At 50.2% G+C, this 15,473-nt stretch carries 14 protein-coding genes; 4 read left to right on the top strand and 10 right to left on the bottom strand.

Annotation, left to right across the window (positions count from 1 at the left end; all coding sequences use genetic code 11):
* Positions 1–25: 25 nt before the first annotated feature.
* The 3 genes from METMI_RS0121635 to lpxA all read left to right on the top strand — a co-directional run bounded on the left by METMI_RS0121635 (position 26) and on the right by lpxA (position 3,225).
* Positions 26–1,348, top strand: coding sequence for a UDP-glucose dehydrogenase family protein (locus METMI_RS0121635; RefSeq protein WP_019868388.1), 1,323 nt, complete (start codon positions 26–28; stop codon positions 1,346–1,348).
* Between the two features lie 211 nt (positions 1,349–1,559).
* Positions 1,560–2,444, top strand: a complete 885-nt coding sequence (gene xerD / locus METMI_RS0121640; protein WP_019868389.1) for a site-specific tyrosine recombinase XerD — start codon at positions 1,560–1,562, stop codon at positions 2,442–2,444.
* A gap of 7 nt (positions 2,445–2,451) precedes the next feature.
* A complete protein-coding gene (gene lpxA / locus METMI_RS0121645) occupies positions 2,452–3,225 on the top strand; it encodes an acyl-ACP--UDP-N-acetylglucosamine O-acyltransferase (RefSeq protein WP_019868390.1) in 774 nt (257 codons plus the stop codon).
* Positions 3,226–3,455: 230 nt separating this feature from the next.
* Here the strand turns inward: lpxA and recJ are convergent, their stop codons facing one another.
* Both recJ and METMI_RS0121655 read right to left on the bottom strand, forming a co-directional pair.
* The gene (recJ, locus tag METMI_RS0121650; protein ID WP_019868391.1) at positions 3,456–5,225 is read right to left on the bottom strand and encodes a single-stranded-DNA-specific exonuclease RecJ; all 1,770 of its coding nucleotides are present in this window, start codon (positions 5,223–5,225) and stop codon (positions 3,456–3,458) included.
* The gene (locus METMI_RS0121655) at positions 5,226–5,921 is read right to left on the bottom strand and encodes a class I SAM-dependent methyltransferase (RefSeq protein WP_019868392.1); all 696 of its coding nucleotides are present in this window, start codon (positions 5,919–5,921) and stop codon (positions 5,226–5,228) included.
* 260 nt (positions 5,922–6,181) lie between these two features.
* Between METMI_RS0121655 and METMI_RS0121660 the strand changes: the two genes are divergently transcribed.
* Positions 6,182–8,059 (top strand): L,D-transpeptidase family protein, encoded by a 1,878-nt coding sequence (locus METMI_RS0121660; RefSeq protein ID WP_019868393.1) that lies wholly within the window; start codon positions 6,182–6,184, stop codon positions 8,057–8,059.
* 3 nt (positions 8,060–8,062) lie between these two features.
* On the opposite strand, the gene METMI_RS0121665 is transcribed toward METMI_RS0121660, so the two are convergent.
* From METMI_RS0121665 to panB, 8 genes are all read right to left on the bottom strand, one after another.
* A complete protein-coding gene (locus METMI_RS0121665) occupies positions 8,063–8,644 on the bottom strand; it encodes a YcbK family protein (protein ID WP_019868394.1) in 582 nt (193 codons plus the stop codon).
* Between the two features lie 99 nt (positions 8,645–8,743).
* Positions 8,744–9,976, bottom strand: a complete 1,233-nt coding sequence (locus tag METMI_RS0121670) for a heme biosynthesis HemY N-terminal domain-containing protein (RefSeq protein ID WP_019868395.1) — start codon at positions 9,974–9,976, stop codon at positions 8,744–8,746.
* A gap of 13 nt (positions 9,977–9,989) precedes the next feature.
* Positions 9,990–11,237 carry a uroporphyrinogen-III C-methyltransferase gene (locus METMI_RS0121675; protein ID WP_019868396.1) on the bottom strand — a complete coding sequence of 416 codons (1,248 nt, stop codon included), beginning with the start codon at positions 11,235–11,237 and terminating at the stop codon, positions 9,990–9,992.
* Between the two features lies 1 nt (position 11,238).
* Entirely contained in the window at positions 11,239–12,009 is a 771-nt protein-coding gene (locus METMI_RS0121680) for a uroporphyrinogen-III synthase (protein WP_019868397.1), read from the bottom strand.
* On the bottom strand, positions 12,006–12,935 hold the full coding sequence (hemC, locus tag METMI_RS0121685) for a hydroxymethylbilane synthase (RefSeq protein WP_019868398.1): 930 nt from the start codon (positions 12,933–12,935) through the stop codon (positions 12,006–12,008). The genes METMI_RS0121680 and hemC overlap by 4 nt, the downstream gene beginning before the upstream one ends.
* 425 nt (positions 12,936–13,360) lie before the next feature.
* On the bottom strand, positions 13,361–13,741 hold the full coding sequence (gene panD / locus METMI_RS0121690) for an aspartate 1-decarboxylase (RefSeq protein ID WP_029151873.1): 381 nt from the start codon (positions 13,739–13,741) through the stop codon (positions 13,361–13,363).
* A gap of 60 nt (positions 13,742–13,801) precedes the next feature.
* On the bottom strand, positions 13,802–14,668 hold the full coding sequence (panC, locus tag METMI_RS0121695) for a pantoate--beta-alanine ligase (protein WP_019868400.1): 867 nt from the start codon (positions 14,666–14,668) through the stop codon (positions 13,802–13,804).
* A gap of 4 nt (positions 14,669–14,672) precedes the next feature.
* Positions 14,673–15,473: a 3-methyl-2-oxobutanoate hydroxymethyltransferase gene (gene panB, locus METMI_RS0121700; protein ID WP_019868401.1), complete on the bottom strand. Its 801-nt coding sequence runs from the start codon at positions 15,471–15,473 to the stop codon at positions 14,673–14,675.

Here is a 15,473-nt window from a genome sequence, read left to right on the forward strand (position 1 = left end):
TACGATTGCTAACTAAGGAAAACACATGAGAGTAACAGTATTTGGTTCAGGTTATGTAGGTCTTGTTACGGGCGTTTGTCTGGCGGAAGTCGGTAATGACGTGCTCTGTATCGATGTCGATGAAACTAAAATAGCAAACTTGAAACGGGGCATCGTGCCTATTTTTGAACCCGGGCTTGACGAAATGGTTAAGGATAACCTACGGGCAGGCCGTTTGAAATTCACCACGAATGTTCTGGAAGCGGTCGAACACGGCGTCTTCCAATTTATCGCCGTCGGTACGCCGCCCGATGAAGATGGTGCCGCCGATTTGCAATATGTGTTGGCGGTCGCCAAATCCATCGCCGAAAACATGCACGAATACCGCGTGATCGTCGACAAGTCCACGGTTCCGGTCGGTACGGCAGACCGCGTCAAGGAAGTGATCGAGCACGTGCAGGATGCCCGTGTGGTGGACATCCCTTATGATGTCGTCTCCAACCCCGAGTTTTTAAAGGAAGGCGCGGCGATTGATGACTTTATGAAACCTGACCGTATCATTATCGGCACGGACAACACCAAGGCCGAAAAGCTGCTGAAAGCCCTGTACGCCCCGTTTAACCGTAGCCATGAACGCATCATCACGATGGACGTGCGTTCGGCGGAACTGACCAAATATGCCGCCAACGCCATGTTGGCGACTAAAATCAGCTTTATGAACGAACTGGCGAACCTCGCCGAACGCTTAGGTGCGGACATTGAACATGTGCGCAACGGGATCGGGTCGGACACCCGCATCGGTTACTCGTTTATCTATCCGGGTTGCGGTTATGGTGGTTCCTGTTTCCCTAAAGATGTCAAAGCCTTGGAACGCACCGCCCAGCAAATGGGTTATCAGGCGGAATTGTTGAACGCCGTTGAAAACGTCAATAACCGCCAAAAACAAGTGCTGTTCACCAAAGTGTCCGCGCATTACCAAGGCGATTTGCAAGGTAAAACCTTTGCGATGTGGGGCTTGGCGTTCAAACCGAAAACCGACGATATGCGCGAAGCCCCCAGCCGGGTGATCCTTGAAGCCTTAATCGCCGCCGGAGCCAACGTCCGCGCTTATGACCCGGAAGCCATGGCCGAAGCACGGCGGATTTACGGCGACAAACCTGGCCTGACGCTAACCGATACCGCCGAAGAGGCCCTGGCAGGCGCGGACGCCTTGCTGGTGGTGACCGAATGGAAAAACTTCTGGAGCCCGGATTTTGACCTGATTAAAAATACCCTGACAGACGGTGTCATTTTTGACGGACGGAACTTGTATGAACCGGAATTGCTTAAAGAAATGGGCCTTATTTATTACGGTATCGGCAGGTCGTGATGGGGCAATTGCCAAGGACGAAAAACGCGAAGAGACAACAAATGCTACATCCTGTCCACCAAAAACACGAAAAGCACAAAAATTCTTTATGGCACAATCCGTTCTACTGTCCTTTTCCACACATTTTTGATAGAACGCCTCAAAAAAACCATAGCCTATTTTCCCTATCTTTTTTTCGTGCTTTTCGTGGCTTTCGTGGATAAAAGAAAACGTGACCGCTGATGATCTGATAGACCAATTCCTTGATGCCGCCTGGGCGGAACAAGGCTTGAGCGAAAACACCTTGTCCGCATACCGTAGCGATTTGCGTATTTTTGCCAAATGGCTGGGAAGCAAACCGCTGCTGGAAGTTGACAACACCCAAGTGTCCGGATTCTTAGGCAGCCGTTTCAAAGACGGCATCGGCAACCGCTCGTCGGCACGGATCTTGTCCAGTTTGCGCCGTTTTTACGGCTATTACATCCGCGAAAACCGTATCAGTGTAGACCCGACTGCGTTGATAGCTTCCCCGCATATAGGCCATCCACTGCCGTTGAGCTTGTCCGAAGCCGATGTGGAACTGCTGCTCGCCGCGCCCGAAACCAGCAACCCGCTAGGTTACCGCGACAAGACTATGTTGGAAATGCTCTACGCCACAGGATTGCGGGTCACCGAACTGGTCAACCTCAAATTTGAACAAGTCAGTTTCCGGCAAGGCGTGCTGCGGGTCACGGGCAAAGGCAACAAACAACGCCTGATCCCTGTTGGCGAAGAGGCGATGGACTGGTTGGAAGGTTATATGGGGCAAGCGCGGAAGGCCATATTGGGCGAACGGCAATGCGATTACTTGTTCGTCACCAACCGCGCCAGCAATATGACGCGCCAGGCCTTTTGGTATATCATCAAACGCCATGCGCTGGCCGCAGGCATCAACAAGGAACTTTCACCTCATACCTTGCGCCATGCCTTTGCCACCCATTTGCTCAATCATGGTGCGGATTTGCGAGTGGTGCAATTGTTGTTGGGGCATTCGGATTTGTCCACCACGCAAATTTATACCCATATCGCCAACCAACGCTTAAAAGAACTGCACGCCAAATATCACCCACGAGGATAATAACTTAATGACAGCAACCATCCATCCCACCGCCTACATTGCCACGGGTGCCAAATTAGGCAAAAACGTCACCGTCGGCCCGTTTGCCGTCATCGAAAGTGCGGTCGAAATTGGTGATAATTGTAAAATTGGCGCACATGCGGTGGTGCAGCCATTCGTCAAAATGGGCGACGGCAATATCCTGCATCCGCACGCTGTGCTAGGGGATTTGCCTCAAGACACCAGCTTTAATGCCAATACGGTGTCGTGGTTGGTGTGCGGCAATAATAATGTGTTCCGTGAAGGTTTCACCGCCCATCGGGCATCCAAACCGGATGGCGAGACCCGCATCGGTTCCGGCTGTTACTTTATGAACAACAGCCATGTCGCCCATGATTGCAGCATTGGCAACAAAACCATTTTTGCCAACAACGTGGCGATAGGCGGCCATGTCCAAATCGGCAATAACGTGTTCATGGGCGGCGCGGTCGTCGTCCATCAATTCTGCCGCATCGGTGCTTTTGCGATAGTCCAAGGCACCACTGGCTTGAACATGGACGTGATCCCCTTCACGCTGATCGGCGGGAGGCCAGCCAAGCATTACAAACTCAACACCGTAGGCTTAAGGCGTGCAGGGATCACGGGCGAACGCTATAACATCCTCGCCGCCGCGTTCCGTTTGCTCAGGAACAAACAAAGCCTGGAGGGTTTGCACGAAACCGAAGAATTGCTGATGCTTAAGGAATGGTTGGCTGTCAAATCCAAACGCGGGGTGCATGGGTTTGTGGATATTTCTGCTTAAATGGCCATCGTGTCATCGCCATTCTGACATGCCTCCAGAGGGCAAACAGGCCATCGGGCCTATCCTATCAGAGCCACCCGAAAGTGATGTCTTCCGCGTACTGGGCGATGGCTTGGTTGATCTTGTAGCCATTTCAAGCTGGTGGCCAGATAGTTTTTTTGTGGTTAGGTGGGCATAAGCAAGGGAGAATCCGGTTAATTGCCTTATACACGGAAACCTGGCAGGCCTTATCAGGCTATTTTTTCCAAATAATGCAAAATAAACTGCACACTGCGCTGACCTCTATATTCGTTGATGTCCAGTTTATACGCCGCAACGATTTGCCTGACCCCCAACCATTGTTCCGGTTGGTCGATGAAAAAGGCGATCGCGTCAATCAGTAATTGGCCTTGGCGGACGCGCAAGACCAGTTTAAGATGTTTCTGCCCGACAATCCGCGCCTGCACCACATCAAACTGGCCGTGGAAGACGGGTTCAGGAAAACCCTGCCCCCAGGTTGCGGCGTTTTGTAGCGTGTCCGCAATCTCAAGCGACATATCCTGTTCGGCCAACTCGCCATCTGAAAACACTTTTTGTTCAAGGTCAACTTGGCTTAAATGCTTGCCGACCTGTTCATCGAACACCAACGCAAAAGCGGGGTAGTCGTGCATGGCCAATGTCAAACCCGCCGCCATAGCATGGCCGCCAAACTTGCTCAGGATTTTCGGATGCGTTGTGGCAATGTCGCTCAACACATCACGGATATGCACTCCAGGGATAGAGCGTGCCGAGCCTTTGATCAAGTCCTTGCCTGCCGGGGCAAAGGCAATCACTGGCCTGTGCAACTGGTCTTTGATGCGTGCCGCTAAAATGCCAATCACCCCCTGATGCCAGTTTGCATCGTACAAACATACGCCAGCAGGGGCATGATGCCCATCAAGTTTTTTCATATCCGCCAATAACTCCATCGCCTCAAATTTCATCTGCCCCTCGATGTCGCGGCGGTCATTATTCAAATCATCCAACTGCATGGCAATGTCAGTCGCCAGTTTGCCGTCATCGGTCAACAAGCATTGGATACCTAATGACATGTCATCCATGCGTCCAGCTGCATTTAAGCGCGGCCCCAGCGCAAACCCCAAATCGGCAGGCACAACCGTCAACGGATTTTTCCCGGCAATTTTAAGCAATGCCTGTAAACCGGGATGGCTGCGCCCGGAGCGTATCCTTTGCAGGCCCTGATGCACCAATATACGGTTGACGGCGTCTAAGGGCACCACATCGGCGACCGTCCCCAAGGCCACATAATCCAGCAGTTGCGCCAGATTCGGTTCGGGTATTTGCCGCACGCTGAACCAGCCCAGTTCCCGCAAGCGGCTGCGCAAAGCCAGTAGCACATAAAACATCACACCAACCCCCGCAAGGGCTTTGCTAGGGAACGGGTCATCCGGCAAATTGGGGTTGACGATGGCGTCGGCGGCGGGCAATTCCGCACCCGGCAGATGGTGGTCAGTGACCAGTACGGTGATACCGGCGGCCTTGGCCGCTTTAACGCCATCCAGGCTGGAAATGCCGTTATCCACGGTGACCAACACATCAGGCCGTTGCTGTTTGACCAGTTCGACGATCTCTGGCGTCAACCCATAACCGTATTCAAAACGGTTCGGTACGACAAACGCCACCTCCCCTGCCCCCAGCAATTGCAAACCCTTGATGGCAAGCGCGCAACTGGTCGCACCATCCGCATCAAAGTCAGCGACGATGACTATCTTTTTTTGCCCTTGCAGCGCGGCGATGAGTTGCGCCACCATTGTTTCCATGCCAGACAACAGCCACGGTGACGGGAGCTTTGCCAAGCTTCTGTCCAACTCATCAGCCGAAACCACCCCCCGGCTGGAAAAAATACGCGCCAGCAATGGGTTGGTGTCAGCAATATAGGCACCTTTTTTACCCAAAGGACGTAGGACAATGGTTTTTTTTATGCCTTGATAGTACATTTTACCTAGGGAATCTGTGTGCATTTAACGTCCAAACCGTAACACGCTATGCCATTTATAACGGCTAATAGCCTGGCAGGAGGCAAAACCCGCCTGTTGTGAGAAAACTTTTAAGGTGGAAAGCGTTTCAGGAAAATCATTGTCGAGAATATGCCGGCAAACAAGCCCTTGCTCTTCGTTGTCTATCCCTTGCCACTTATGTACCCAAGTACAATAAGCCTCCAAATATCCGGGCAAGTCTTCGTGTTCTTCACGTACGGTATCAACCATCAACAAAAAACCGCCGGTATTAAGGTGCGCATGGGCGGCTTTGAAAAAATCGGCTTTTTGTCTAGCATCCAGATGGTGTAAGGCAAAGCTGGTGAAGACCACGTCATAACGCCCTTTTTTGCCTTTAAGCACTTGCAATAAATCACCGTGCTGTAATTCCACAGGACACGCCAACATGCTGAGGTTTTGTCCCGCAAAACCCAATGCGGTCAACGATAAATCCACCCCACAATAGCTACCTATTGGCAACTGGGCCAGAACCGGAGCCAAATGGGCGGCATCGCCACTCCCTAGATCCAGTAAGGTGAAATTACGGGGGGACGGTTGTAGCGCTTCCGCTATATCGGCGTAAATTTCCTTGTGGAACATATGATTGGAATTGACGATTTTCCGATATAGCCCCCAAGTGTCGAAAATATTTTCAGGCGCCCTGCTCACGATTTCATTCATTGTCCATCTTCCCGTCTAGCAACCATTTGAGTAAGTATTTCATAACATAGCATAAATTTACCGTACTATTTTCTGCATTCTAAAGCTGAATGTGCATTTGTCATAAATCATAACACTTGACTTAGTGTAAAATGGGCTTACATCTGATCATTTAACAAAACACGCTGGCTTGATAATCGCCTATTTAAACAGTCCGTTAGTGGTAATATTGGCTATACAATATTGGCGTACCGGCAGCTAAGCCAACAACTGGATATTTTATGCAACTGAACACATTGGCAAATACTCATTATTATGGCGCGTATGTGCCGAAAATAAAGCCGTGCTCCTTAATGGACGAATACGGTTCTCCAACCAACTGGCTACGCCGGCAATCCACCCGCTTATTAGTGCTTATTTGCCTGGGCGTGTCAGCACCGGCATTATTGGCCGAACCGGCCATCCTAGATGCCTCCCCCATTAGCCAAGAAATTACCGCCATTATTTCCGCCAAACAGCACCCCTTTTTGTTGCCTGCCAATTTTGCCAACCGTTCAGAAGATTTGGACGCATTGTATAAGATGGGCAATTACCAATTGTTATGGCTGGGCACCGCCGCATCCGAAAAAAACATCCCGGCGGTGCTAGAGCTACTGGAAAACGCAGCCGCCAACGGTTTGCAAAAAGACCAATACGACACGGAAGCCCTACAGAAAAAATTGCCCGCTGTTTTACATTCGAGCTTTAACGCTTACCGGGAGCAGGCGAGTTATGACACGGCACTGAGCCTATCGCTACTCCGTTTTTTGCATGATTTGCATTATGGGCGCGTCAGCCCTCAAGTCATCAATTTCAACCTCAAATTACGTGATAAAAAGACCATTGACTTAGCCGCCTTAATCAAGGCCAGCATCGAACGGCAGACCATAACGCAATTGCCCGCCATGGTCGAACCCCAATTAAAGCAATACCAACTATTAAAACCAGCATTGGCCCATTATCGGGAATTGGCCCAAAACATCCGGCCATTTGCAATGGCCTTCAAACATCCAATCCGTCCAGGGGAGAACCTGCCTGAAGCCGGTGCACTGAATGATTTTTTAACGGCCATGGGTGATTTGCCCAACAGGCAGAAACTAGCTAACCCCAATAAGCCCACACGTTACAGCGATGAAATGGTCACTGCGATGAAAAATTTTCAGCGCCGGCACGGGCTGTCCCCTGATGGCGTTATTGGCAAGTCGACGGCGGTGGAACTGAATACCGGCCTGCCCAAGCGGGTCGAGCAAATAGAACTGGCTATGGAGCGGCTGCGTTGGCTACCGGAACTGAGCACCGACCCTTCGATTATCGTTAACATTCCGGCGTTCCACCTTTGGGCGCTTAACGATGTCAACGACATTGATTCAAACATTACCCAAATGCGGGTCGTCGTCGGCAAGGCCATGAAAAACCAAACCCCCGTATTAATGGCCAATATGAGTTTTATTGATTTTTCGCCGTACTGGAATGTGCCTTATAACATAGTCAAAGATGAAATCATCCCCAAATTGGGCAATGGCCCGGGTTATCTCGATAAAGAAAATATGGAATTGGTGTCCAAAAATGGGGTGGTGGGTTTTTCGGAATCCACCCTTGCACAATTGAAGCAAGGCGTGCTACGGGTACGCCAAAAACCGGGCAAGAAAAACGCATTAGGGCGGGTAAAATTTCTCTTCCCCAATAAGGATGATGTGTATTTACATGATACCCCTGCCAATGCCTTATTCAGCCGCTCACGCCGTGATTTCAGCCATGGTTGCGTGCGCGTGGACGATCCGGAAGGTTTGGCGGAATTTGCGTTGAAAAACCAAAAAGGTTGGGATAAGGCGAGGATACAAAAGGCCATGGGCTCACCAAAAATGCAGCGGGTTATTTTGGATAAACCGATTCCGGTTTTATTCTTTTATACCACCGCGTTTTTTGACCATGACAACCAACTCGTGTTTTATGCGGATATTTACGATCATGACACCGTGTTGCATGAAGCCCTTAAAAACCCTGGCGAACTATCCGATCACATGTTGTTTGCCGAAACCAGCAGTACGACGGAAAAACTCCAAGAAGAGCCGCCCTTACCGCCAATTGAAGCGATAAAAACTGTTGAAATCAACAAATAAAAACTACCAGCTCCTAATTTCCCCAGTGTCCAAATGCACAAAATCGGCGCTGGGGTAATAGCCGACACCGCCGCGCCGCATCGCCAAAGCGGCTTTTTTCACTATGGCGGTGGGCACACCTTCAATGCGTATATCAATAGCCCGCCCCTCCATGTGCAAACTGTGTTTGGCGACACGATGGCTGTGGTTGCGCAAGCTGGCGTTAGTGTAGGGGGAGCGGTAAGCGGAAATAACCTGGACAGGCTTGCGGGCACCCAGTAGCTGCTTCAGGTCATGGAGCTGGTCAATCAATACCGGATCAATCCTATGAATGGCTCCAGAATGGTGATCGCGTAGGAGATGGTCAATTTCGAGTAAGGCGTCTTTTAGATAACGGCCTTGTTCAAAATAAGTGATGTTGAGCTGGTTTCCCGTTTGCGGGTGATGTAAAGCGATAGTTTTATGCGAAAGCGGGACACGGTGTGCAGTGGCATTGGCTATTGGCGCCCCCCCCATCGCCAGCAGGGAACCGTACATCATTTGCTTCAAAAAGCGCCGCTTTGCCAAAACAACGCCCTGTACTGAATTATCTGTGTGTGTTTTCATCGACAATCTCCGGTAATTGGGGCTATTTTGCCGGGAGCTGCCTTAACACAATCTTAAATAACGGTTTTCAATGCCGGGTTAACATCCGAAAAATAGATGTCAATAAGATATGGTATTGATACGGCTGATAATTTCACTGGATGCCAATTCAAGCCCCTGTTTGTAACATCGGCTGGCTTCAGCCTGGTCGCCTTCCGCAAACAATAAATCACCTAACAGTTGATAGGCCAGCACGGTAGGTTCAACAGCGATGCTTTGTGCCAAATATTCACGGGCTTTTTCATTACCCGCAGACTTTGCGCTCAATTTCCCTAAGATAGTCAGCAACACCGGGTCATTTTCATGTAATGACAACCATCGTTCAGCCATTGCCAGCTGTTTTGAAACATCATTGGATGGGACGCTGCCGAACAGCACCAACAAGGTGTTGTCCCAATCGATTGACAACGCCAACGCCAGCTCGTCCTCAATATCGGCGCCTGCCCCGGCGTTGATCATAGCCGCAAAGTAGATTGCTGAAATTCCCGGTATTTTTCTAATATAATTGGGGACTTCCGCCCACCGTTTTTGAATCGCGCCAACATCGCCAGTTTCAGCCGATTGCTTTAACAATTTGCTGAACGCCTCCGTTTCCAACAACTTAATTTCGGTTTCCATCAACACCTTGTGCGTATGTAGGGAAGGCAATAATTTGCGCATACTTTCCCAATCGCCCATCGTCTGATAAGTCTGATGCAACAATTTCAAGACACTGGCATGCCCTGGCTCAATTGAATGCAATTTGGTCAACGTTTCCAAGGCTTGGTCAAACTCATTGCCGGACAAGTGCAATTCCGCTTGGGTCAAACCGATGGCGATGGAAGAATCCGGAGCCTGATCATTGGCTTTCTTGAGATATTCATCGCGTTTGTCAAAAGCCCCACGGGACTGTGCGGCTTTAGCGGCGGTCAAATAATGGAGCAACGGCGCACCGCTATGTGATGCATGTTTAATCAGGATGTTTTCCGCTTTTTCCCAATTGCCTTCCGCTGAATCAACCAAACCAGTGATCAATGCCTCTTGGGAACGGTTAAATTTTACCGCCCTAGACCTATGCTTAAGTCGGCCAGGCAGCCTGATCAAGTAACCTAAACTTCTGAACACAAAGTACAAGACAAAAAAACCCATAATCTGGGTGACAGCGAAAACCGACAGGGTTGTTTCCAAAGACCAATGCCCGATGCCCATGAGCACATAGCCTGGCGTGTCAAACCCTTGTAACCAGTTGTTGGCAAAAAATGCAGCGGCAACGGCAGCAATAAGAGCAACTAGAAAATAAAGTATTTTTTTCATTTGGATGCTCTAGTTATTGTGCTTCCGGCAGGGTTTTACCACCGGGACGCCCTATGGTTTTTACTGGCGGTGTTTGGGCGGGGGCTTCCATGGTGGGCAGCGGAGGTGTTTGAGCGGGTGGGGCTAACGGGGCCACCACAGGTTCTTCTGCCTTCATGCCTTTATCGGCTTCCAACCTTAGTTTCGCAATATCCCTCAACATTTTAAATGACTGGCTGATATCCGGGAATTGGCTACGGATTTTAATGGACATCAACCGTTCCAATTCACTTAGCAAAGCCCTGCTTTCCTCATTTTTGGTGAAATGTTGTTCAAGCCAATTTTTCGCGTCAAGCAAGCTAGCCTGATAAATTGCCTCATTGTGTTCAACCAAAGCAATTTTGATCATTTCCAACTTGACCCGCAGTTGTTCATGGATAAACTGTGCCTGTTCGGGGGTCAAGATTTCTTTGACGGGCTGGTCACTATGACGGATGGTGACAATCCCCTCCAAGTGGTCTATCACCGATTGCAACATATCATGCCCCGCCTCGCTGCTATCGGCGTGGTCATGGATCTCCGTGGAGGGCACCAGGGACTTTCCGGAATATGGCAACAGTAAACTTAATTTGTCAGCCGAGCTTTCCAAGCCTTGTATTGACGCGTAAATACCAACAATATCAGGTACGTCCAGGCTGCGGATCAGCGCAATATCTTTGGCAATTTGCTCACGCACTTTGATGACACCAACATCACCGCTTTCCCTCAAACGTTGGTCTGCGGCTTCCAAGGCCTCGCGCGTAGTGTTGACATCGCCGATCAAATGCAGCCTTTCATTGGCGACGCTCAGCAAGTATTCGGCATCGGCGATCAGCCAGTCGCCCCGGGTCTTGCCCAGTTGGCGTTGAATGCGCTGTATGGCCTCATCCAGTTCCTTGCGTGTGTTATCGAGCTTTTCGTTATGTAATAGGGAGAAATCGGCCAAGGTCTTGGAAAAACGCTCGTCCTTGCTGCTAATGTCAGTTTCCAGGGCGGCCAATTGGTTTTGGATCGCTGTCAGTTGGTTTTGGTAATCAGCGATTTGTTTTGACATTTGCCCTTTTACTTCACCGCCCAACCCTTCCTGGCGGTCACGCAATTGCATAAATAAGTAAAAACCTGCACCCGCAACACTGGCGATAATCAGTAAAATAATGATACTAAACCAAAATCCGTTTCGTGACCGGTGGGCTTTGATGGTTTCGCCCACTTCTTGTTTTTGTTGTTCACCCAATTCTGCCACGTTATTTCCCCGTTAAACACATAGTTACTGCTTCATGAATTGCCGTGTCGGCAGGCTGCGCCGCCACCACAATTTGCTTAAATCCTAAATGGCCTGCTATCTGCGCAATTCTGCCGCTCACCACGACAATAGGTATTGCCAACAATAAGCCGTGATATTGCGGGGCAACCATCATCAACAGGTTCTGCAAGGCGTCACCGCTCGTGACAGTGATGGCATCCAATTGATGTTGCGTTATTAGCCCTAGCACTTCAGCATTATCGGCGACGGGGATCACTCTCCTATAAACATCCAGATAATCGACTTCTGCGCCCCTACCCCGTAATACCGTTGCCAGTTCTTCCCGCCCACCTTCCCCGCGCACAATCAAGAAATGCTGGCCACCCACGCTCTGTAACATCGAAGATGCGAGCAAGGCTTCACTGTTATAGCCTTGCCCAGGCACCAGATCAACGGCCAAACCAGCGGTAGCCAACGCCTGGGCTGTAGCCAGGCCAACAGCGGCAAAACGTACTGAATTTAATCGCGGTATTTTGCCACCATTCGCCTTGAGCGCAAAATTTACCGCATTGACGCTGATAAAAATTAACCAATCAAATTTCCCTAAATTGGCCAAGATATTTTGCACTTGCCCTGGTTCAGGGACTGCCACGATCTCCAGGGTAGGGAATCGGACGGCATTTCCCCCCTGGCCTTCAATCAGTCGGCATAAGCTTTCGGCCTGATGGGCAGGCCGCGTGACTAAGATGTTCGCGCCATTTAAACCAGTCATTGGGCAAACAATGCTTGCAGGATTTTATCCGCCCCCTGGCTTAACAAATCTTCTGCTATGGATCGCCCCAGCTCTTCGGCTTGGGCCAATGGTGCGCTGCCTTCACTGCGGAACACCACGCCACCATCAGGGGCGCCCACTAAACCACGCATAAATAACTGTCCGCCTTGCCTAACGGCAAATCCCGCGATGGGCACCTGGCAACCACCCTGTAACCGTGCATTCATGGCCCTTTCCGCACTGACACACAGACCAGTGTCAACATCATGCAAGGCCGCCAACATGGCATTAATTTTTGCATCATCAGCCCGACATTCTATACCGATGGCCCCTTGCCCAATTGCCGGCAAGCTGATGGCGACAGCCAAGGGCTGGCTAATCCGCCCTGCCAGACCTAATCGTTTTAAGCCAGCAGACGCAAGGACAATCGCGTCATAATCCCCGGCATCGAGCTTGGCCAGACGCGTGTTGACATTTCCCCTAAGCGGGATAATCTCGGCATCAGGAAAGCGTTCTTTAATTTGGCATTGCCTGCGTAGGCTTGAAGTGCCAATGCGGGCGTCCGCGGGCAATTCATCTATGGACCGGTAAACATTGGACACCAGGGCATCCGTTGGATCTTCACGCAATAAAATCGCCGCCAAATGCAGGCCTTCAGGAAACTCAACCGGGACATCTTTCATGGAATGCACGGCAATATCCGCACTCCCTTCCAACATCCCCTGCTCCAATTCTTTTACAAATAGCCCTTTACCGCCAACTTTGGCTAATGGCGCATCGAGTATTTTGTCGCCTCGTGTCACCATTTTCACAAGCTCGGTGCTTATTTCAGGAAAAAGCTGTTCAAGACGCCTGGCAACATGTTCTGCTTGCCATACAGCTAAGGGGCTTTGCCGGGTGGCAATGCGGATAATTTTTTTAGCCAAGGGGAAACACCTGCATTTTTTCGAAATAAATGCCGCTATTGTAACCTGCTTGTAGTGAACACTTAAATGCTATTGGAACTATTATCTAACTATCCACAGCTTGAACGGGGAAACTTAAGCGTTTACGGCTACAAACAGGGTTTCTGCGCCAGCGCCATTAAACGCTAAAGGCCACTGTGATTGGGGGGAATTGGAAACTTAGCGCTTAGGTCTACAGCGGGATTGGAGACTGGATGGCTTCAATACGGGATGCCTGATTTGGCACAGTAGTTTTTAACTGGCGGCAGAACCTGGAAACAGGCTGTTAGGCCCCACCGCCTTTATGTGAATATCAAAAGATACCGCCCGCTTGAAGCCTTTTCCGTCCACGGGACATTATAAAGAAATAACCAACGAAGCTTGGCAGCCCCTATAAAAAACCTTTTTTAATCAAGCTGCACCGGAATCTCTGAAGCAGAACGCAAAACCTCGTTCTTTTCATTAAAATAAACCAACACGGGCTTATGTTGATCGGCAGCTTCTTTAGTTAGGCTGGCATAAGCGCAAACAATGATCAAATCACCTGGACAAGCAAGGCGGGCGGCAGCCCCGTTAACAGAAAATACGCCTGAATTTTCTTTGGCACGTATCGCATAAGTGGTGAAACGCGCCCCATTATTGATATTGTAAATCTGGATCTGTTCGTATTCTCTGATGCCTGACAGGTCAAGGATATTACCGTCAATCGCACACGACCCCTCATAACCCAGCTCCGAACGGGTGACCGTGGCTCTATGTAACTTCGCCTTAAGCATCGTAATTTGCATAATAAAACACTATAAAATACGTAAAAAAACGGGGGATTATCCCTTAATTTGGATACTGCTTCAACTTTTGGGGGCTTTCGCGGCTGATAATGAAAAGCTCACGTTGTCAATCAGGCGTGTCTTACCGAGCTTTGCTGCCGCTAAAATGACCAATTCGCTATCGTCTGGTGTTGCGGCCTGTAAATCCTGGCTGCGGCAAATACTAAAATAATCGGGTTGGAATCCGGCTTGCTGAAGATACTGCAACGCCTGCCGTTCGATTTCCGAATAGGTTTGGCCACCCAGCAAAATGGCCTCCTGTGCCGTGCATAGGGATTTGTATAAGGAGGCGGCGATGTTCCTTTCCTCAGCGCTTAGATAATGGTTCCTGGAACTCATCGCCAAACCACTGGCTTCACGTACCGTCGCCACACTCAGGATATCGACAGGAATATTCAAATCCCTGACCATTGCACGGATCACCGCCAATTGCTGAAAGTCCTTTTCGCCAAACACGGCAATATCCGGCTGCACTATATTGAACAACTTACAGACCACTGTCGCCACGCCTGCAAAATGCCCTGGCCTAGAGGCGCCGCAATAACGCCCGGAAACCCCCGTCACCGAAATGACAGTCTGGGCATCAGGCCGGTACACCTCTGTAACAGCCGGCAAAAACAACAAATCCGTGGCGGCTTCATGAAGTTTTTGCCGGTCTTCCTGCTCGGTACGCGGATAGCTTTCGAAATCCTCACCCACACCAAACTGGGTCGGGTTGACGAAAATACTGACGACCACACGGTTCGCCCGGGTTTTCGCAGCCTGCACCAATTGTAAATGGCCACGATGTAAATTCCCCATGGTCGGCACAAAAGCGATAATTTCCCCCGCTTGCCGCCAAATTTTCAGGGTGGCCTGCAACGCGGACACGGTTTTAACTATCTGCATATATTTAGAAACTGTGTTCGGCGGTAGGAAACAGGCTTTGTTTGACCGCCAGATGGTATGCCCGGATAGCGGCTTCGACACTATCCGCACCTTGCATAAAATCTTTGGCAAAGCGGGGCCGTTTGCCAATGCCAATATTCAACATATCTTGCAAAACCAGCACTTGGCCATCGCAACCAAGCCCGGCGCCAATACCGATAACCGGGATTTGCAGTTGCCCGCTGATGGCGGTGGCCAACGGTGCGGGGACGCACTCTAACACTAAAAGTGCCACCCCTGCCTGTTGTAAGCCAAGCGCCTCTTCCATCATTTTATCAGCGGCAGCGGGCTCCTTGCCTTGCACCGAATAAGCGCCCAATTGGTTAATGGATTGGGGTAACAAGCCTAAATGACCGCAGACCGGAACCCCTTGCCCGACTAGGAAACTGACAATTTCAAACCTTGCGCCTTCCAGCTTTACCATTTGCGCGCCACCTTGTTGCATCAGTTTGGCGGCATTTTCAGTAGCCAAGGCCGTGGTGGCATAAGCCATAAACGGCAGGTCGGCAACCACAAAAGCCCGCTGCCTGGCATGGCTGACGCAACGCGTGTGGTAGACCATATCAGCGATGGTCACGGGCAAGGTCGAGCCATGCCCTTGGATTGTCATCCCCAAAGAATCCCCAACCAACATCATATCGATACCGGCTTTATCAATTAATGCGCTAAAACTGGCATCGTAAGCAGTGAGGCAAGTGATTTTCTCCCCGCGTTGTTTCATCGCTGTCAAGTCATTGATGGATAGCGGCTTTTCTATATGTGTCAT

The organism is Methylovulum miyakonense HT12 (assembly GCF_000384075.1).
Lineage (GTDB): Bacteria > Pseudomonadota > Gammaproteobacteria > Methylococcales > Methylomonadaceae > Methylovulum > Methylovulum miyakonense.